The following is an 18,325-nucleotide window of genomic DNA, read 5'->3' on the forward strand; positions in this document are numbered from 1 at the left end:
GCGCGCGCCATTCGCCGCGTGCCTTACATCGCCTTGACGATGTTCTCGGTGACCTTCTTGGCGTCGCCGAGCAGCATCATGGTGTTGTCGCGGTAGAACAGCGGGTTGTCGATGCCGGCATAGCCTGAGGCCAGCGAGCGCTTGATGAACATCACGGTGCCGGCCTTCCAGACCTGCAGCACCGGCATGCCGTAGATCGGCGAGGTCTTGTCCTCTTCGGCGGCCGGGTTGGTGACGTCGTTGGCGCCGATCACGAACGCGATGTCGGCCTGGGCGAACTCCGAGTTGATGTCCTCGAGCTCGAACACCTCGTCATAGGGCACGTTGGCCTCGGCCAGCAGCACGTTCATGTGGCCGGGCATGCGGCCCGCAACCGGGTGAATGGCGTACTTCACCTCGACGCCTTCCTTCTTCAGGAGGTCGGCCATCTCGCGCAGCGCGTGCTGGGCCTGCGCCACCGCCATGCCGTAGCCGGGCACGATGATGACCTTGGAGGCGTTCTTCATGATGAAGGCGGCATCGTCCGCCGAGCCAAGCTTGGCGGGCTTCTGCTCGCCCGAGCCGCCGCCGGCCGCCGCGGTCTCGCCGCCGAAGCCGCCGAGGATCACCGAGATGAACGAGCGGTTCATCGCATGGCACATGATGTAGGACAGGATCGCGCCCGACGAGCCGACCAGCGCGCCGGTGATGATCAGCGCCGAGTTGCCGAGCGTGAAGCCGATGCCGGCCGCGGCCCAGCCGGAGTACGAGTTCAGCATCGAGATCACGACCGGCATGTCGGCGCCGCCGATCGGGATGATCATCAAGACGCCGAGCGCCAGCGCGATGATCGTGATCAGCCAGAAGTCGAGCGCGCTGCCCGACATCACCAGGCCGACGATGAAGAACACCAGCGCCAGTGCCAGCACGATATTGATGACGTGGCGGAACGGCAGGATGATCGGCGCGCCGCTCATCCGGGCCGACAGCTTCAGGAACGCGATCACCGAGCCGGTGAAGGTCAGGGCGCCGATCGCGACGCCGAGCGACATCTCGACCAGGCTCTGCGGATGGATGTTGCCGGGCGTGCCGATGTCGAACGCCTCGGGCGCGTAGAACGCGCCGGCCGCGACCAGCACCGCGGCCATGCCGACCAGCGAATGGAACGCGGCGACCAGCTCCGGCATCGAGGTCATCGGCACCCGGCGCGCAATCACGGCACCGATGCTGCCGCCGATCGCGATCGCGACGATCACCAGGAGCCAGGCCACGCCATCGGCCGGCGGATGGCTCGCCAGCGTGGTGGCGACCGCGATCGCCATGCCGATCATGCCGAAGAAATTGCCCTGGCGCGACGATGCCGGGCTCGACAGGCCGCGCAGCGACAGGATGAACAGCCCCCCCGCCACGAGGTACAGAACAGCAGCCAGATTGGCGTTCATCTCAGGTCCCCCTTTGTCTTCGTCACCCCGAGGTGCACGCCGCTCACTTGGCTTTCTTCTTGTACATCGCCAGCATGCGCTGGGTGACCAGGAAGCCGCCGAAGATGTTCACGCAGGCGAAGATCAGCGCCACGAAGCCGAAGCCGCGGGCCCAGCCCGAGCCGCTCGACACCATGCCGACGCCGACCGCGAGCAGCGCACCGACCACGATCACCGAGGAGATCGCGTTGGTCACGCTCATCAGCGGGGTATGCAGCGCGGGGGTCACCGACCACACCACGAAGTAGCCGACGAACACGGCAAGAACGAAGATCGACAGCCGGAACACGAACGGATCGACGGCCTGCGCGAGATGCTCCATGGCTTCTCTCCTTACTTCGGCTGGAAGTTGGGATGGATGACGGCGCCGTCCCTGGTCAGCGCGGTGGCCTTCACCAGCTCGTCGTCCCAATTGACCGCGAGCGCCTTGCTGGCCTTGTCGACCATCGTCTCGATGAACGAGAACAGATTGCGCGCATACAGGCTCGAGGCCGAGGCGGCGACCCGGCCGGCGACATTGGTGTAGCCGACGATCTTGATGCCGTCGGTCTCGACCACCTCGCCAGGCCTCGCGCCCTCGACATTGCCGCCACGCTCGACCGCGAGATCGACCAGCACCGAGCCCGGCTTCATCGATTTGACCATCTCGCCGCTGACGAGCTTCGGCGCCGGACGGCCCGGGATCAGCGCGGTGGTGATCACGATGTCCTGCTTCTTGATGTGCTCGGCGGTCAGCGCGGCCTGCTTGGCCTGATACTCTTTCGACATCTCCTTGGCGTAGCCGCCGGCGGTCTGCGCGTTCTTGAACTCCTCGTCCTCGACGGCGAGGAATTTCGCACCCAAGCTCTCCACCTGCTCCTTGGTGGCGGGCCGCACGTCGGTCGCGGTGACGACGGCCCCGAGCCGCCGCGCGGTCGCGATCGCCTGCAGGCCGGCGACGCCGACGCCCATCACGAACACTTTGGCGGCCGGAATGGTGCCGGCCGCGGTCATCATCATCGGGAAGGCGCGGCCGAACGCCTCGGCGCCCTCGATCACCGCGCGGTAGCCGGCGAGATTGGCCTGCGAGGACAGCACATCCATCACCTGGGCGCGGGTGATGCGCGGCATCAGCTCCATCGCAAACGCCGACACGCCGGCATCGGCCATCGCCTTCAGCGCGGTCTCGTTGCCGTAGGGATCCATGATCGCGATCACGAGCGCACCGCGCTTGTACTTCGCCAGTTCGGAGGCCTCCGGCCGCTTCACCTTGATGATGATGTCGGCATCCTTGAGCGCATCGGCGCTGACGGTGGCGCCGGCCGCGACAAGCTCCGAATCGGGCAGCCCCGACTTGACGCCCGCGCCCGGCTCGACCGCGACCTCGGCGCCCAGCGCCTTGAACTTCTTGATGGTATCGGGCGAAACCGCAACCCGCGGCTCGGACGCATCGATTTCCTTGGCAACGGCGATCTTCACACTCACAGCACCACTCTTGAGAACCAACGAGGTCATTCACCAAATCCGCGACGCAAGCACGGCATATCCCAGAGGATCGTCATCGATCCCAGGGGGCCGCCCGCGTCGCAGGATTTTCCGGCTTGGCAACGCCGACGCATCAATCGCGCGGCGTCTCGAGCCCAAAGGAGACAATTCCGCCGGGCTCGAAGTCGGCGCATCGTTGCGCAAACTTGACAATCTCAGCACGAGCCTTTCGATCCCGCACCCTCATGAACGACGCGAGAAGCACCAGGCATTCGTCGGAACCCACCTCGTCCCTCGCTCGCGCCGCACCGCCCATGAGAGTCTCGTCATTCCTGCTCACCTGCCGTCATCCGCCCAAGTAGGCAGATCGCACATGTTCATCGTCGATGAGATCCTTGCCACTCCCGGAAAGAACGATCGAACCGGTCTCCAGAAGGTAGGCATAGTCGCACATCTCGAGCGCCGAGTAGGCGTTCTGTTCGACCATCAAGACCGTCGTCCCGGATTTCCTGATGCTATCGATGATCGAGAACACCTGTTCGACGATGTTGGGCGCAAGGCCGAGCGATGGCTCGTCGAACATCATGAGCCTGGGCTTGGACATGATCGCGCGCCCGATCGCCAGCATCTGCTGCTCGCCGCCGGATAGTGTCCCGGCAACCTGATGCCGGCGTTCGGCCAATCGCGGAAACATCCCGAAGATCCGCTCCCGATCCGCCGCGATCTCCCGACGGTCGGAGCGCAGATACGCGCCCATGTCGAGATTTTCGTCGACGGTCATGTCGGGGAATACACGCCGCCCTTCGGGGCAGTGGGCGATTCCCTTGCTCAGGATCTCCCGCGCCGAGCACTTCGTAATGTCGTGGCCGTCGAACGTAATCCGTCCGGCCGCTGAAGGCAGGATTCCCGAGATCGCCCGCAACGTCGTGCTTTTGCCCGCACCGTTCGCTCCGATCAGAGCGACCAGCTGCCCCTGCCCGATCGACAAGGTGACGCCCTTGAGGGCCTCGACCTTGCCGTATCGGCAAACAAGACCATTAATGTGCAGCATGCCGGCTGGCTCCTTCACCGAGATAGGCACGAATGACCTCGGGATTGCCGCGGATCGCCGCAGGCGGCCCTTCGGCGATGATGCGGCCGTAGTTGAGCACGACGATGCGATCGGAGACGCCCATGACCATGGGCACATCGTGTTCCACCAGCAGGATCGACATGCCGCGGCCGTGCAACTTGTTGAGCAGCTCCATGAACCGCGCGGTTTCCGTCGCGTTCATGCCCGATACCGGCTCATCCAGCAAAAGCATCGACGGGTCGGTCGCAAGTGCAAGGGCGACGCCGAGCAGACGCTGGTCGCCGTAAGACAGCGACCCGGCGAGTTCGTCGGCACGGCGCGCGATCCCGACGATCTCGAGCAGCTCGTGCGCAAGATTCCTCAACTCCGCCTCCGCGCGCCCTTCGCGCGGCAGCGCGAGCAGCGTATCCAGCAATGTCGACCGGCTCCGCCGGTGCAAGCCGATCATCACGTTCTCGAAGACAGTCACGCTCTGGAACACGCTGGTGCGCTGAAAGGTCCGCGCCAGGCCGAGCGAGGTGACTTCATGCGGCTTGAGGTTGCTGAGCGAGGTATTCTTATAGCGCACCTCGCCCTTGGTCGGCCGCAGAAAGCCGGTGATGACGTTGAAGGCCGTCGTCTTGCCGGCGCCGTTCGGTCCAATCAGGCTGACAATCTCACCCTGGTTGACGACGAAGCTCATATCGGTGATCGCAATCAGTCCGCCGAAATGCACGGCGATATGTTCAACGGACAGAACTGGCTGCGGAACGCTGGAGGGCATGGTGCTCATGGCGTGTCGTGCATCTTGGCTTGGAGAGGCTCCGGCCCCGCGCGAGTGCTAGGCGCTGCGAACCACTTCTCGACTGCGGGGACAATGCCCTTCGGCAACACGAAGACGATGATGATCATCAGCAGGCCATAGAGGATCCACTGAATCTCGGGGGTAGCGAAAGACCGGGCGGCGACGGGAATGAAGCCGAAGATGAGGCCGCCAACGATGGGTCCCGCAAGGGTGCCCTTGCCGCCCGAGATCACCATGATCACCATCGTGACCGTGTAAAGAAACGCAAACACGTCGGGATCGATGATCTTGAGGTAATGGGCGTAGAGGCTGCCGGCGGCCCCCGCGATGCCGGCCGAAAACACCGCGGCCAGCACCAAATAGCGGGTGACGTCGATGCCGACCGAAACCGCGAGCGACTCGTTCTCCTTGAGCGCGATCATCGCGCGCCCGACGCGGGAATAAACCAGACGCTGGATGACGATGTAGGACACCACGAGCACAGCAAGCACGAGATAGTAGTTGGATTGCTTGCTGTAGAAGTCGAGGTAGCCAACTCCGGGCACGCCCAGCGTCATCGGCGGGATCGAGGTCAAGGCCAGCGGCCCTTGGGTCAACTCTACCCAGTTCAGCGCGACCAGCCGGACCACTTCCGCAAAGCTGATGGTCACGATGACGAAGTAAGCGCCCCGCACCTTGAAGGACAGCTTCCCGACGGCGTAGCCGCAGAGCGCTGCAACCAGGGTGCCGATCACAAACCCGGTCCAGACCGGCCAGGGTTCGTGAACCACGCGGATACCGCCGATCAGTTCGACATCGAAGCCCAGCGACACCAGCGCGCTGGTGTAGGCTCCAATTCCAAAGAATGCGACGTGACCAAGGCTCAGCTGTCCGGTGTATCCGAGCAGGAGATTGAGGCTCATCGCCGCGACAATGAGGATACCCGTCGTGATGAAGGCGTTCAGCAAATAGGGATCGTGCAGCCAAAGCGGGACCGATGCGAATGCGGCGAGCGCGATATAGGGGATCAATCGCTTCATCCGATCCGCTCCGCGCGTGCAAAGAGGCCGGTCGGCTTGAAGAGGAGAACGACGATGATGATCAGAAAGCCCATGGCATCGCGGTAGCCCGACGAAACGTATCCGGCACCAAGCTCCTCGGCCAACGCCAGCAAGAAGCCGCCGATCGTGGCCCCGCCGATGCTGCCGAGACCGCCCAGGATGACGATGGCGAAAGCCTTCAGCGAAGCGAGATTACCCATTTGCGGGGAGATGACGTAGACGGGTCCGAGCAATGCACCCGCCGCTGCCGCGAGGCTCGAGCCGATCGCGAACGTCGCCATGTAGATGAACTGGATGTTGACGCCCATGAGCGAAGCAGCATCACGATCCTGGAAGGTGGCGCGCATCGCCTTGCCGAGTTTTGTGCGGTTGATCAGGAGATAGGACACGCCGATCAGGGCAAGGGCAGCGCAGAAGACGAACAGGCGCAACCAGGACACCGAAATCGAACCAATGACGAGCGGAAGTTCCGGGAACGGCGTCGAAACCGACTTCGCGACACCACCCCAGACGAACTGCTCGCCATTCTGCATCACGATCATGGCGCCGATCATGACCAGCATGGTCGTATCGATGTCCGCACCACGCATCGGGCGCAGCAAGACGACCTCGATCAGCGCACCGGCAAAGCAGCCCAGGACCACCGCCACGATCAGCGCAAGAAAGAAGTTGAGGCCGAGCATCACGCCGACGAAATACAGCGCATAGGCCCCGAAGGAGTAGAGCTCACCGTGCGCGAAATTGACGACGCGCATGATGCCGAAGATGAGCGTGAGCCCAATGCCCAGCAGGGCGTAGGTGCTGCCCAGAATGAGCGTGTTGACGATGTGTTGCAGAAGCTCGGTCATGCTGATTTTTTCGGCCGGAAGACCGCTGATCCTCTCTTCAGAGCATGTTTATGGGCGAGGCAATGCCAAGGCGCCACCAAATATGGTGGCGCCTTCCGCGATCGTCGAGCTCAGGAGCCCGACAGGATGATCTTTTCGTTCTCGATCTTGATCAGATAGAGGTTGGGCATGCTCTGGCCGCTTTCCTTGCCGGTCGGCCCTTGCTTCTGGAACTTGATCTGACCATTCAGGCCGGGAAAGTCGGTCGTCCAAAGCGCATCGGTGATCGCCGCGGGCTCTGCCTTGCCGGCCCGCTGAATCGCATTGGCGATCGTGCGAATTCCGTCGTAGCCGCGGAAGCTCTCGGTCGCGCCAGCGATCGCATAGCCACGCTTTTTCCACTCGCCGAGGAAATACTTGGTTGCTGCCGGATCCGGGGTCTTGTCCGGATACCAGGGCGCGAAGGTCGTCAGATGCATGGAGCCGTTCGCTGCGGCGCCGGCCTGCTCGATCAGCTGATCCGGATTCTGCGAACCACCGGTGGTGACGATGCGCTTGGTGATGCCGAGCGCTGCGGCCTGCTTCAACACCAGGGTGAGCTGCTCGACCGCGGTCGTGACCATGATCGTGTCCGAGTCGGTTGCCTTGATCTTGGCAAGCTGCGCGCTCATGTCCTGTGCGGCCTGATCCATGATCTCCACGAGACCGACCTGAATGTTCTGGGCCTTCATGATCTTGCCGAAGTCCTCGGCTGATCCACGGCCCCAGTCATTGTTGATGACGAGGAAGTCGGCCTTCTTGATGCCGAGCGACGGCATGATAGACTTGAACTCGGTCGCCTCGACCGACGACGGCGGCGAGATGCGGAAGATGTAGGAATTGCCCGACGTCGTGATCTTGCTCGAGGAGGAAGTCTCCACCACCATCGGGACCTTGTATTCCATGAGCTTCGGCATCACCGCGAGCGTCAGGCTCGAGCCCCAGGCGCCCATGATCACGGGCACCTTGTCGCCGGTGATCAACTTCTCGGCGACGGCCGCGGCCTCCGTCGGATTGCTCTTGTTGTCCTCGATGACCAGCTCGATCTTGCGACCGAGCAAGCCGCCCTTGGCATTGATTTCGTCGGCGGCAATCTTTGCGCCGTTCACGACATAGGTACCGGAAGCGGCGAACGGACCGGTGAGTGGCTCATTGACACCGATCTTGATGGTCTGCGCCGCTGCGCCCGTCGCCAGTGCGGTCGACATCGCCGCGGCGAGGGCCGCGCCCGTAATCAATCCGTGTGCTCGCTTCATCTTTCCTCCTGTGCTCGCATGAGCCGTGCCTAGGGAACGAAACACCAGTGCAGCGCGCCAGCTTATGGGTGCCGGCCATTCGTCACCGCCAGGATGATCCTATCATCCTATTCTTAGTATCTTAAAGATACTTCTAATCCGTCGTCAAGCAGGCGCCCTGCTCTATTTTTGTTTTCGCAGTGCCCTCATTTGACGCAGCCGCTCATCATTTGCGCGATTGCTTTCGCCTAGACCAATTTCGAAACTCCTTCGACGGACACGATGCCGCGCGTGCCGATCAAGCGTTCGCCAAATTCGCTTCCTTGTTGAACTCGATGGTGAGTTGATCCCATTCGCCCAGGCTGTCCTGAATTTTGCTCCAGAAGGACTGCGAACGGCGCCGCTCAAAATCGGCGACTGAAACCCCCTGCTGCTCGACCCAGGTGTAGTAGCCGAGGTTGAAGACGGCGCGGCGCGAATGCTCCGTCAGCTCAACGACATTGTCGGAGGCGGCGCCGAGCAGGCAGGCGCCGAAGATTTCGGCGGCGTTCACCTGATCAAGGCCACGCGCGTAGTGGCTCTCTTCGAACTGCCTGCGTTCACTGCCATACATGGAAGCGCTGTCCGTCGCCACGGTGACAATGGCCTTCTCGGGCCCGTAGTTCATCTGCCTGGCCAGCTTGATCGAGGCGATGATGTTGGCGAGCCCGGAGATGCCGATATGGTCAAAGGCGCGCACCAGCGCGGGTTCGAGACCGCGGCGCGTCTCGAGATAATCCCGGCCCGCTCTCGTGCCGAACAGCAGGTTGAGCTGGTCCGTGGTTCGGTCCGAGACCCCGACGACGAAGTCGAGGTTCATGACATTGTGAATGAGCGGAATGTGCTTGTCGCCGATCCCCTGAATGTTGTGCTCGCCATAGCCATTGTTGAGCATCGTCGGGCATTCGAGCGCCTCGACCGCTACGACCTTTGAGCCCCAGCGCCTCTTGAGAAAATCACCGGCGGCGATCGTCCCCGACGATCCGGTTGCCGAAACGAAGGCCGCCAATTCGTGGTTATCGTCTTGATTGAACGCCTTGAAGGCATCTTCCGCCGCGCGCCCCGTGCACTCATAGTGGATGAGATAGTTTGAGAACGACGAGAACTGGTTGAGAATGACGTTGCTGTCGTCCCGACTGAGCTCCGCGCACTTGTCGTAGATCTCCTTGACGTTGCTCTCGGTGCCGGGTGTCCGGATGATATCGCCCGGGTCCGTCACCCACTTCTCGAGCCATTCGAAGCGCTCGCGACTCATCCCTTCTGGTAAGACGGCAACGCCGCGACAGCCGAGGATCCGCGAAACGGCGACGCCGCCGCGACAATAATTGCCGGTGGAGGGCCAGACAGCCTTCTGTTTGGATGGATCGAAGCGCCCCGTCACGAGCTGCTCGATCAAGGCGGCATAGGCCGGCAGGACCTTGTGCGCGCCGATCATCGGAAAGCGATCGCCGAGCAACACGATGATCTTGGCATCGACGCCGGAGATCTCCTTTGGCAGCACGATATGGCCCGGCACCAGGTCCCTGCCCCTGCGGTCTTCCGCATTGTACCAGTGCATGCGCCAGAGGTTCGCGGCGCTCGGCTCATCCGGCCCGACCGCCGCAATGTCCTCCCACACCCTGGCTGACGGAAGCGGCGGGTGCGCGAGCTGCGAGAAGGTCGGCAGCTTCAGGTTAAGTTTGCGCGCTTGCGCCGCGGCTTGCCGCCAGCCTTTCCGGTCGACGACATTCGGCTCGATTACAAACGCCATTTCCAATCATCCCTGTTAATCTCACGGCCTCGCCCGGGTCCTTTAGCACCCCGCGGATCGCATGCCCGTGCTGGTCTGCCGCTCATGGACCGCGTCAAATGAACGCTGCCTCCGAACGTCATCCGCGACGCCATACGTCGTCGTGCGCTGACGCGGCACACGGCCTGCCGAAATGATGATCGATTCGAGCGCCTGCGGCGTCATTTCCTGGCCGTGCGAGGCGCCGGCCGACCGCGAGATGCTCTCATCCATCAGCGTACCGCCGAGGTCGTTGACACCGGCCGAAAGGCAGTGCCGCAGCCCCTCTGGTCCCATCTTGACCCAGGACGCCTGGATATTGGTGATGTGCGGGTTGAGGACGAGGCGCGACACCGCATGCATCAGGACCGCCTCGCGGAATGTCGGGCCCGGTCGTGCCCGGCCCTTGAGATAGACCGGCGCTTCCATGTGAACGAACGGCAGCGGCACGAGTTCGGTAAATCCGCCGGTCTCCGCCTGCAAGCGCCGCAGCCGGAGCAGATGCCGCGCCCAATGGTCGTACCGCTCGATATGGCCGAACATGATGGTGGCCGTCGATCGGAGCCCGATCGAGTGCGCCGTGCGCATGACGTCGAGCCACTGCTGGGTCCTGATCTTGTCGGCGCAGAGCGTCTCGCGCACCTCGTCGTCGAGGATCTCGGCGGCCGTTCCGGGCAGGGTGCCCAAGCCGGCCGCTTTCAGCTCCTGCAAGAATTCGGCAACCGAAATGCCAAGCGTGTGCGCGCCTTGATGGATCTCGAGCGGCGAGAACGCATGGAGGTGCATGGACGGGACGGCGCCCTTCACGGCCCGACAAACATCCAGGTACTTCTGCCCCGTATAGGAAGGATGGATGCCGCCCTGCATGCACACTTCGGAGGCGCCACGGTCCCAGGCCTCGGTGACCCGCTGCGCGACTTCCGACATTTCGAGGTCGTAGGGCCGCCCGCGCAGATTCTCGCTCATCTTGCCCTTCGAGAAGGCGCAGAACTGGCATTTGAAGGAACAGATGTTGGTGTAGTTGATATTGCGGCATACGACGTAGGACACCACGTCGCCGTTGACGCTGCTCCGCAATTCGTCGGCCGACCGGCAAATGCTGGTAAAGTCGCGCTCGTGAGCGCGGAACAGCCTGACGATCTCGCCCTCCGAAAGCTCATCGCCGCGCTGGGCCTTGGCAATGACGGATGTGACCTCGCTGCCGTGTGCGGTGCGCGGAGCGGATTTCAACCATCCGAGTTCGCGCGATGGAAGCCCGCCGATGTGGCCGGGGTGCCAGTCGTCGGTGCGCGGAAATCCGTCCCCATCGATGCGATCGAGGACCGACTTCAGCAGCCTGTTGTCGAGCCAGCGCGAGGGATAGCGTGCGAAGCTCGGATAGATCGGCAGCCGCTTCTCGAGCCGCTTGCCGGTTGACCGCGTTGCAGCCTCCAGGAGCCGCAGATGCGGCCACGGTGCTTCGGGATTGACGTGGTCCGGCGTGACAGGCGACACGCCGCCCCAATCGTTGATCCCTGCCGCAACGACGCGCCCCAGGGCGGCCGGACTGAGGTTCGGCGGCGCCTGAATGTTCATCTCCGGCTCGAATATCAGGCGGGCGACAGCAATGGTCCAGAGATGATCGTCCACGGATGGCGCCGGCGCATTGGCCATGCGCGTCCCAACCTTCGGCCGGAAGTTCTGGACGATGATCTCCTGCAGATGCCCATGCGCATCGTTCAGGTCCCGCAGCGCGAGCAATGCATCGATCCGTTCGGCCCTGGTCTCCCCGATGCCGATCAGGATTCCGGATGTGAACGGAATGGCCTGCTCACCGGCAGTCTTGATCGTCTGAAGCCTGACGGCGGGCACCTTGTCCGGCGATCCGAAGTGGGGGCCGCCCTTCGCGCAAAGCCGATCGGACGCGGACTCCAGCATGATCCCCTGCGAGACCGATACCTTGCGCAGCATGGCCAGGTCGAGCTGGCTCATGATCCCGGGATTGACGTGAGGGAGCAGGCCAGTTTGCTCGAACACAGCCCCGGCGACTTCGGCGAGATACGAGAGCGAGGATTCGTGGCCGAGCCTTGTCAGCTCCTCACGCGCGACGCGGTAGCGAAGCTCGGGCTTGTCGCCGAGCGTAAACAGCGCCTCATGACAGCCGGCCTCCCTGCCGGCCCTGGCGATGGAGACCGCTTCCTCGATCGAGAGATACGGCTTGACGTTCGAACGCGGCGCGTGGGCGAACGTGCAGTAGTGACAGACATCGCGGCAAAGCTGGGTAAGCGGGATGAACACCTTCGGCGAATAGGTGATGACGTCGCCATGCGCGGCATCCCTTCGCCTGGCGGCTACCGTCAGGAGTTGGTCGATGTCAGCAAGATCTATCAGCTCGTAGGCTTCGCTTCGGCACAGGCGACGGTCGAACGGGAGATTTAAGACGGACGTCATCAGAACAGCCTCACGGGAACGGGATGGTCGTCGATGCCGAAGCGCTCGGCAATTCTGAGCTCATCAAGAAACGAACCTGTCGTTCCGAGGTTTTGCGACGAGATCAGATATGGACCAAAATCGATTGGGCAGTCGATGTCCTTGCCGATGCCATGCGACTTGAACACGCTGCAGCTCAATTGCCGCTGCCGCGCCAGGGCGCGGTGCGCGCGAAAGCTGTCTTCGCCAAATCGAGGCTCCAGCATGTCGGGCGATCGCATCGCCAGAGCATTTGTGCCACCGTCGTAAAGCGCGGGTACGAGCACGATCGGCGTGTGGTCCAGTAACCGGATGACGTGTTCGAAGTCCTCCGGCCGGGCGAACGGAATATCGGCGGGCACGACAAGAACCCGCCGCCCGTACGGTTGCAACGCATCGAGGCCACGCTGTACCGCGGCATTAACGCCGGTCTCGACCTCGTCGAAGATCATGGCCGCGCCGAAGCGCTTGGCGATCGCAAAGGCTTCCGGATCGGCGCTCACCACGGCGATGCCGGCCAGCGAGCGCGTATCCCGCAGGTTTCCGAGAACATCGCACAGCATGGCTTGCGCCAGTTTTGCGCGCTCGGTCGCCACCAGGATGTCGCCCAGCCTGCTCTTTGCTTGACTGAACCGTTTGACAGGCACCAGGGCCCAGGTTTCCGAATCGTCCATCGCTTCGCTCAGCCGTTTAGTCGATCAAGAAATCCGAGACACTGCCGTGCCAGCTCAACGCGCTCATCCTTCGAGTGCATGATCGTGTTCGTCACATGCACGGGAATGCCGATCGCATCGGCGGCGGCCTGGTCTTCGCGATCCATCACCAGACCATCGAGAAAGCCATAGTGCCTGACAATCGAGGCGCAGTTGGTCGCGACGCCAAGCTCGTTCATGATCTTTGCGGTCGGCCCCTTGATGGCGCGGCCGCCGACCAGCGGCGAGATTGCAACGATGGGAGCCTTCGCCGCGTCCAAGGCTGCCCGGATACCGGGTACAGCCAGGATCGGATCGATGCTGAGATACGGGTTCGACGGACAGACAATGACAGCATCGGCAACGCCGATGGCCCGCAATGCGGCGCTGGTCGCCGTTCCACCGCTGGGGCTCTGGAATTCGATCTTCCGCACTTCGGGCCGCGCCTGCAGATCGACGAAATAGCGTTGAAACGCGAGCTTCTGATCGGCCGTCACGACGATCGTCGCAAACGGATCGTCGGTCATCGGCAGGATGCTCGCCTCAATGCCGAGATGCGATGCAATCCTGCCCGTGAAATCGGTCAAGGTCACGCCGGCGCTCAGCGCGCGCGAGCGCAGGACGTGCATGGCAAGATCGCGGTCTCCCAAACGAAACCATGTCTCGCCCTTCAGGCCGCCGAGCGCCTCCATGAAATTCCAGCTTTCGCCGGCTCGCCCCCAGCCACGCTCTTCGTCGGCAAGCTCGCCCAGCGTATAAACGACCGTGTCGATGTCCGGCGAGATCGTGAGACCGAGATGCTCGAAGTCGTCGCCCGTGTTGACGATGACGGCGAGCTTGGCGCCCAGCAGGCGATTGAGGCCATAGGCAAGCTTGGCGCCTCCGACTCCGCCGCAAAGCGCAACAACGTTGAGGTCAGCGCCACTCATCGGAACATGTCCTGGCTCTTGGGTCGCGCGAGCGCGGCCGCGGGTGAGACCGCTCCATCAAACGTGAGACCACGGACGAGGATGATCGGCATCCCCTCGCCCGCTTGCCCCATCAGGAGCGACGCCGCGCCGGCGATCTCGTCGGCGATGGCGATTTCAGTGACGCGCATGGCCCGGCCGAACATGTCGGGGACGCCGATCTGGCTCAACAGCGAGGGAATGCCGGCGGCGCCGATCGCCACGCCGACGACACCATTGCGCCAGGGACGGCCAAAACTGTCGTTGATGATGATGCCAAGATTGAGGTCGCCGGCGGCGTCCAGCGCGACCTTCAGCCTCTGCGCTGATCCGTCGGGATCTTCGGGCAGCAGCAGGACACGCTCTTCGCCTTCACAGTGCTCGATGTTCGATTGATCGATGCCGGCGTTGGCCATGACGAAGCCGAGCCGGTGCGCGGCGATGACGACGTTCGGCCGCGTCTTGACGACTTCGGTGGATTCGCGCAGCACGACCTCGAGGAAGCGCGGATCCTTGCCGACCGTCGCCGCGAGTTCGAGCGCCGCCGGGGAAGGCTCGGCGTCGCTCAGGCGAACGTACCGCCCTTCCGATTTCGAGACGATTTTCTGCGCAATGACGAGGATGTCGCCCCGCTGCAGCTCGAGAGACATCCCGGCCAGGCTCTGGCCGATGAGCGCGGCAAGATCCTCGCCCGGCTCAACGCGCCGAATGTCCTGCAGGGCGATGTATTCGACTCGCGTCCCCACAGGCATGGATCAGGTACCCGGGCCAGCGGACAGGCCGGTGATGCGGATGCCGGCGCCCGGCACCTTGTAGCGCCGATTGATCCCGATCAGCACGGATGTCAGCGCCTCGGCCGCCGCCGAGTTCGCCAGCACGCCGCCGTCGATGCCTGCGGATGCAACTTCATTCGCGAGATCGATGACGACATCGCGCGACGCCTTGTCGTCGCCAAAGACCAGAACGTCGCAATCCGCCCGGCTGCCCTGGTGCAGCTTGGTCGCGCCCACATTGTGGAAGGCGGAGACGACCCGCACGCCGGGTCCGAGCAACTGCTGCGCGATCTGCGCGGCCGAACCGGCGGACGGAAGCTGCACGACAGACACTTTCGGCGGCACCAGCGGGACCGCGGCATCCACGACGATCTTGCCTTGAACCATGTCCTTGACTTCGTTCAGCGTCGCGTCATGGCTCGCGAACGGCACGGCAACGACCACGATGTCGGCAGCCCGGGCGGCGGCGGAATTGTCGTCGCCCGCGACGTCGCCGGTCATGGTCTGGGCCACGCTCTTGGCCTTCTCCGCGGAGCGTGAACCGAGAATGACTTTGTAACCGGCCGCAAGCCAGCATTTCGCGAGGCCGGATCCCAAGTCACCGGTTCCTCCAAGGATGGCAATCGTTGGTTTCGTGTTCATGTCTCGGTGGCCTTTCCGGGATTAGTCGAGGGGCATTTCGGTGAGCGGCACGAGCTTGACGCCGGCCTTCTCGAGGCCCTCCCGCACCGCACGGGCCGTGGCGACGCCGGTGGGCTCGTCGCCATGGACGCACAGCGAGTGGACCTTGCATTTGATCTTCTTGCCGTTGCGGGAGGTGATGGTGTTGTTCAACACCATGTCGAGCACCTGCCGGGTGGCGACCGCCGCATCCTTGATGACCGAGCCCGCGATCTTGCGCGATGTCAGATTGCCGTCGTCATCGTACTGGCGATCGCAGAAGCCTTCGATCGCGACGGGAAGTCCGAGCTTGCGGCCGGCCTTCTCCATCTCGGACCCCGCAAGAGCCACATAGATGATGCGCGGATCGACGGCCTTGATGGCGCGGCCGATGGCGAGCGCGTATTCGGCGTCTTCGGCGGCCATGTTGTTGAGCGCGCCGTGCGGCTTGAGGTGGGTGACCCGCTCGCCTTCGTAGGCCGCCATCGCCTGCAGCGCGCCAATCTGGTAGGCGACCATGTACTCGAGGTCGTCGGGCCGCATATCGATGCGCCTGCGCCCGAAGCCCCAGAGATCGTTGAAACCGGGATGGGCACCGATCGTGACGCCGAGGCGCTTGGCTTCGCGCACGACGTTGCGCATCACCCGCGGGTCACCGGCGTGAAAGCCGCAGGCGATATTGGCCGATCCGATGATCTTGAGGATTCCGGCATCGTCACCGACGTCGTAGGCGCCGAACCCTTCGGCCATGTCGGCGTTCAAGTTGATCGATATGGTCATCCGTCACCTCGTCTGCTTGAGCCATAATGTCCTATCATTAGTACGACAATCCCTTTCGCAAGAAATTTTTCCCGGTTTTCCGAAATACCGTTTTGGAGCGACGACAGCAGGCGGCTGTCTCACGAGATCCGTATTGAACCATCATCCCAATGATAGTATGTATCTCCAATCCTGGCAAGCTACGCTGCCCGATGACAACGCGTTCGATCAGCGGCGGCGGCTCCCACCAAACAACTCATCGCGAAGGCCGGTTCGAATGTTCCTGTCGAATACAAGTTCATCTCACGACCAATCGCTCGACCCGGCGGATGCCGCCACGCTGGCGCGTGAAGAAGCGAGCGAAGTCGAGCGCTTTCTCGCCTTCCGACCGAACCACGCGGAAACGCCGCTGCGATCGCTGCCGGCGCTCGCCCGCGAATTCGAGGTGAAGTCCATCCATATCAAGGACGAATCGCATCGGCTCGGCCTCGGCAGCTTCAAGGCTCTGGGCGGATCCTACGCCGTCGTCAGGCTACTGCTGGAGCATGCCAGCAACAAGCTGGGCCGCGCGGTGGATATCAGCGAGGTCGGGACGCCTGCGATACGCGAGATCGCGCGCAGCCTGACGGTCGGATGCGCCACCGACGGAAATCATGGGCGATCGGTCGCGGCCGGCGCGCAGATGGTCGGAGCCAAGGCGGTTATCTTCGTGCATTCCGGGGTCACGGATGAGCGCGTGCAGGCGATTGCCCGCTTCGGCGCGGAAATCGTGCGGGTGCCCGGCACCTACGACGACTCCGTCGCGGTCGCCGACAAGGTCTGCCAGGACAATGATTGGATCGTCGTCTCGGATACATCCTGGCCCGGCTATGAGCGCATCCCCGGACTGGTCATGCAGGGCTATACGGCGATGCTGAACGAGATCCTCCGGCAGCAGCCGGAGGCGCCCACCCACGTCTTCATCCAGGCCGGCGTCGGCGGCCTCGCGGCCGCGGTCGCCGGTTACTTTGATGTCGTCTTTGGCAAGAGCCGGCCGACATTCGTGGTCGTCGAACCCGAACGGGCTGCGTGCCTCTATCAAAGCGCCATTGCGGGCGCGCCGATCAAGATCGCCCATGGCGAGCCGACGATCATGGCGATGCTGGAATGCTACGAGCCTTCTCTGGTTGCCTGGCGCATCCTGTCGCGGAAGGCGGACGCATTCATGATGGTCGGCGAAGAAGGTGCTGCGGCAGCGATGCGCCGCCTCGCGCACCCGACAGGCGATGATCCAGCCATTGTGGCCGGCGAAAGTGGCGCAGCTGGATTGGCCGGCCTTTGGCGCGCCGCCAAGAGCAGCGCCGCGCGTGAATCGCTGGGCTTGAACCAGGCGTCGCGCGTCCTGCTGATCAACACTGAAGGTGCGACCGACCAGAAGCGCTACACGGAAATCGTGGGCGCTTCGCCGGCCAACATCCTCGCCTAGAGCATTTTCGGTTCTGATTACATCAGAACCGAAGCTCTAGATTCTTGTTTCGACGCGTTTTCTTCACGCGAACCGGTGGCCACTTCGCTCGAAAACGCTCCAGCGCGGCCGCGGAGCGGGCCTTGCGCCCGCTCCTTCGTCAGGCCTTCGTTCGCTTCTTCGATTTTTCAAGAAGATCGGAGCGGAGCGCGAAGCAACTGCGATGATAGTGGATGTTGGCGACATAGACGGCGATGTCGTTGCTGTCGACCAGCACCAGGCGACAATCGGCGGTTGGTTCGCCGAGGCCGATCTTGAGCAGTTCGGCCGTTTCGGGATCGGCCACGCCGATCGTCACAACCTGATGAGCATGGGCGAGCGTTATGTCGTCCATCTCCATGATTTTCGTCAGCGCGGCCGTGTGGGTGAAGCGCTTGCGGTCCTTGAGGTAGAGGTTGCGCGCCAGATGGAGGTTGACGACCGAAAACGGCTCATCCTCGTTGTATTGCACGCTTCTGAGAAACGCGTAGCTGGCGGCGGGCCGGCCTTCATGCGCGGCGAGCCGGGGCGGATCCGCATTTTCCTCGACATAGACGCGCTTGAGGACGTTGTTCCTGACGGAATCGACCATCGACTCGAAATCATTGGCCAGGTTCAGCCAGTGACGATTCCTGGGTCTTCCGGACACGAACGTCCCGCGTCCCTGCTGCGCGTCGAGGAGCCCCTCGTTCCGCAACATCTCGATCGCCTGCCGGATCGTAACACGCGCGACGCCGAATTCGGTTTCGAGCTCCTCGATGGTCGAGATCTTGTCGCCCTCTTGCCATCGCCCGGACTCGACCCGTTGACGCATGACCGACGCAACCTGCACGTA

The 18,325-nt window shown here is 63.1% G+C and carries 17 protein-coding genes; 1 reads left to right on the top strand and 16 read right to left on the bottom strand.

What is annotated here, in order from left to right; genetic code table 11:
* Positions 1–23: 23 nt before the first annotated feature.
* From HU230_RS23515 to HU230_RS23585, 15 genes are all read right to left on the bottom strand, one after another.
* Positions 24–1,421 carry an NAD(P)(+) transhydrogenase (Re/Si-specific) subunit beta gene (locus HU230_RS23515; protein WP_176529643.1) on the bottom strand — a complete coding sequence of 466 codons (1,398 nt, stop codon included), beginning with the start codon at positions 1,419–1,421 and terminating at the stop codon, positions 24–26.
* A gap of 43 nt (positions 1,422–1,464) precedes the next feature.
* Positions 1,465–1,782, bottom strand: a complete 318-nt coding sequence (locus HU230_RS23520) for a proton-translocating transhydrogenase family protein (RefSeq protein WP_016841609.1) — start codon at positions 1,780–1,782, stop codon at positions 1,465–1,467.
* 11 nt (positions 1,783–1,793) lie between these two features.
* Complete coding sequence (locus HU230_RS23525; RefSeq protein WP_176533681.1) at positions 1,794–2,918, bottom strand: Re/Si-specific NAD(P)(+) transhydrogenase subunit alpha; 1,125 nt, start codon at positions 2,916–2,918, stop codon at positions 1,794–1,796.
* Positions 2,919–3,270: 352 nt separating this feature from the next.
* A complete protein-coding gene (locus tag HU230_RS23530; RefSeq protein WP_176529642.1) occupies positions 3,271–3,975 on the bottom strand; it encodes an ABC transporter ATP-binding protein in 705 nt (234 codons plus the stop codon).
* The gene (locus HU230_RS23535; RefSeq protein WP_224924548.1) at positions 3,962–4,768 is read right to left on the bottom strand and encodes an ABC transporter ATP-binding protein; all 807 of its coding nucleotides are present in this window, start codon (positions 4,766–4,768) and stop codon (positions 3,962–3,964) included. The genes HU230_RS23530 and HU230_RS23535 overlap by 14 nt, the downstream gene beginning before the upstream one ends.
* Positions 4,765–5,799, bottom strand: a complete 1,035-nt coding sequence (locus HU230_RS23540; RefSeq protein WP_176529641.1) for a branched-chain amino acid ABC transporter permease — start codon at positions 5,797–5,799, stop codon at positions 4,765–4,767. Before HU230_RS23540 ends, HU230_RS23535 begins: the two co-directional genes overlap by 4 nt.
* Positions 5,796–6,668: a branched-chain amino acid ABC transporter permease gene (locus HU230_RS23545; protein ID WP_092116278.1), complete on the bottom strand. Its 873-nt coding sequence runs from the start codon at positions 6,666–6,668 to the stop codon at positions 5,796–5,798. The genes HU230_RS23540 and HU230_RS23545 overlap by 4 nt, the downstream gene beginning before the upstream one ends.
* A gap of 110 nt (positions 6,669–6,778) precedes the next feature.
* A complete protein-coding gene (locus tag HU230_RS23550; RefSeq protein ID WP_176529640.1) occupies positions 6,779–7,942 on the bottom strand; it encodes an ABC transporter substrate-binding protein in 1,164 nt (387 codons plus the stop codon).
* A gap of 277 nt (positions 7,943–8,219) precedes the next feature.
* Positions 8,220–9,419, bottom strand: a complete 1,200-nt coding sequence (locus tag HU230_RS23555; protein WP_224924549.1) for a pyridoxal-phosphate dependent enzyme — start codon at positions 9,417–9,419, stop codon at positions 8,220–8,222.
* Between the two features lie 333 nt (positions 9,420–9,752).
* On the bottom strand, positions 9,753–12,158 hold the full coding sequence (gene cofH / locus HU230_RS23560) for a 5-amino-6-(D-ribitylamino)uracil--L-tyrosine 4-hydroxyphenyl transferase CofH (protein ID WP_176529638.1): 2,406 nt from the start codon (positions 12,156–12,158) through the stop codon (positions 9,753–9,755).
* Positions 12,158–12,850 carry a 2-phospho-L-lactate guanylyltransferase gene (cofC, locus tag HU230_RS23565; RefSeq protein WP_176529637.1) on the bottom strand — a complete coding sequence of 231 codons (693 nt, stop codon included), beginning with the start codon at positions 12,848–12,850 and terminating at the stop codon, positions 12,158–12,160. The genes cofH and cofC overlap by 1 nt, the downstream gene beginning before the upstream one ends.
* 8 nt (positions 12,851–12,858) lie before the next feature.
* Positions 12,859–13,797 carry a 2-phospho-L-lactate transferase gene (cofD, locus tag HU230_RS23570; protein ID WP_176529636.1) on the bottom strand — a complete coding sequence of 313 codons (939 nt, stop codon included), beginning with the start codon at positions 13,795–13,797 and terminating at the stop codon, positions 12,859–12,861.
* The gene (gene cofE, locus HU230_RS23575) at positions 13,794–14,567 is read right to left on the bottom strand and encodes a coenzyme F420-0:L-glutamate ligase (RefSeq protein WP_176529635.1); all 774 of its coding nucleotides are present in this window, start codon (positions 14,565–14,567) and stop codon (positions 13,794–13,796) included. The genes cofD and cofE overlap by 4 nt, the downstream gene beginning before the upstream one ends.
* Before the next feature lie 3 nt (positions 14,568–14,570).
* Positions 14,571–15,230: an NADPH-dependent F420 reductase gene (gene npdG / locus HU230_RS23580; RefSeq protein WP_176529634.1), complete on the bottom strand. Its 660-nt coding sequence runs from the start codon at positions 15,228–15,230 to the stop codon at positions 14,571–14,573.
* Between the two features lie 21 nt (positions 15,231–15,251).
* The gene (locus HU230_RS23585) at positions 15,252–16,028 is read right to left on the bottom strand and encodes a LamB/YcsF family protein (RefSeq protein WP_173638209.1); all 777 of its coding nucleotides are present in this window, start codon (positions 16,026–16,028) and stop codon (positions 15,252–15,254) included.
* 256 nt (positions 16,029–16,284) lie between these two features.
* Here HU230_RS23585 and HU230_RS23590 point away from each other — a divergent pair, with 256 nt between their 5' ends.
* Entirely contained in the window at positions 16,285–17,472 is a 1,188-nt protein-coding gene (locus HU230_RS23590) for a diaminopropionate ammonia-lyase (RefSeq protein ID WP_176534903.1), read from the top strand.
* 139 nt (positions 17,473–17,611) lie between these two features.
* Here the strand turns inward: HU230_RS23590 and HU230_RS23595 are convergent, their stop codons facing one another.
* Complete coding sequence (locus tag HU230_RS23595) at positions 17,612–18,304, bottom strand: GntR family transcriptional regulator (RefSeq protein ID WP_234600282.1); 693 nt, start codon at positions 18,302–18,304, stop codon at positions 17,612–17,614.
* Positions 18,305–18,325 lie beyond the last annotated feature (21 nt).

The sequence above is a fragment of the Bradyrhizobium quebecense genome (genome assembly GCF_013373795.3).
GTDB lineage: Bacteria > Pseudomonadota > Alphaproteobacteria > Rhizobiales > Xanthobacteraceae > Bradyrhizobium > Bradyrhizobium quebecense.

What these genes read in the sequence shown, in the direction of transcription:
- cofD (WP_176529636.1), bottom strand. Translation starts at nt 13,797, where the DNA reads ATGAGTGGCGCTGACCTCAACGTTGTTGCGCTTTGCGGCGGAGTCGGA.
- HU230_RS23515 (WP_176529643.1), bottom strand. Translation starts at nt 1,421, where the DNA reads ATGAACGCCAATCTGGCTGCTGTTCTGTACCTCGTGGCGGGGGGGCTG.
- HU230_RS23550 (WP_176529640.1), bottom strand. Translation starts at nt 7,942, where the DNA reads ATGAAGCGAGCACACGGATTGATTACGGGCGCGGCCCTCGCCGCGGCG.
- HU230_RS23595 (WP_234600282.1), bottom strand. Translation starts at nt 18,304, where the DNA reads ATGCGTCAACGGGTCGAGTCCGGGCGATGGCAAGAGGGCGACAAGATC.
- HU230_RS23540 (WP_176529641.1), bottom strand. Translation starts at nt 5,799, where the DNA reads ATGAAGCGATTGATCCCCTATATCGCGCTCGCCGCATTCGCATCGGTC.
- HU230_RS23535 (WP_224924548.1), bottom strand. Translation starts at nt 4,768, where the DNA reads ATGAGCACCATGCCCTCCAGCGTTCCGCAGCCAGTTCTGTCCGTTGAA.
- HU230_RS23530 (WP_176529642.1), bottom strand. Translation starts at nt 3,975, where the DNA reads ATGCTGCACATTAATGGTCTTGTTTGCCGATACGGCAAGGTCGAGGCC.
- npdG (WP_176529634.1), bottom strand. Translation starts at nt 15,230, where the DNA reads ATGAACACGAAACCAACGATTGCCATCCTTGGAGGAACCGGTGACTTG.
- cofC (WP_176529637.1), bottom strand. Translation starts at nt 12,850, where the DNA reads ATGGACGATTCGGAAACCTGGGCCCTGGTGCCTGTCAAACGGTTCAGT.
- cofE (WP_176529635.1), bottom strand. Translation starts at nt 14,567, where the DNA reads ATGCCTGTGGGGACGCGAGTCGAATACATCGCCCTGCAGGACATTCGG.
- cofH (WP_176529638.1), bottom strand. Translation starts at nt 12,158, where the DNA reads ATGACGTCCGTCTTAAATCTCCCGTTCGACCGTCGCCTGTGCCGAAGC.
- HU230_RS23520 (WP_016841609.1), bottom strand. Translation starts at nt 1,782, where the DNA reads ATGGAGCATCTCGCGCAGGCCGTCGATCCGTTCGTGTTCCGGCTGTCG.
- HU230_RS23585 (WP_173638209.1), bottom strand. Translation starts at nt 16,028, where the DNA reads ATGACCATATCGATCAACTTGAACGCCGACATGGCCGAAGGGTTCGGC.
- HU230_RS23590 (WP_176534903.1), top strand. Translation starts at nt 16,285, where the DNA reads ATGTTCCTGTCGAATACAAGTTCATCTCACGACCAATCGCTCGACCCG.
- HU230_RS23545 (WP_092116278.1), bottom strand. Translation starts at nt 6,668, where the DNA reads ATGACCGAGCTTCTGCAACACATCGTCAACACGCTCATTCTGGGCAGC.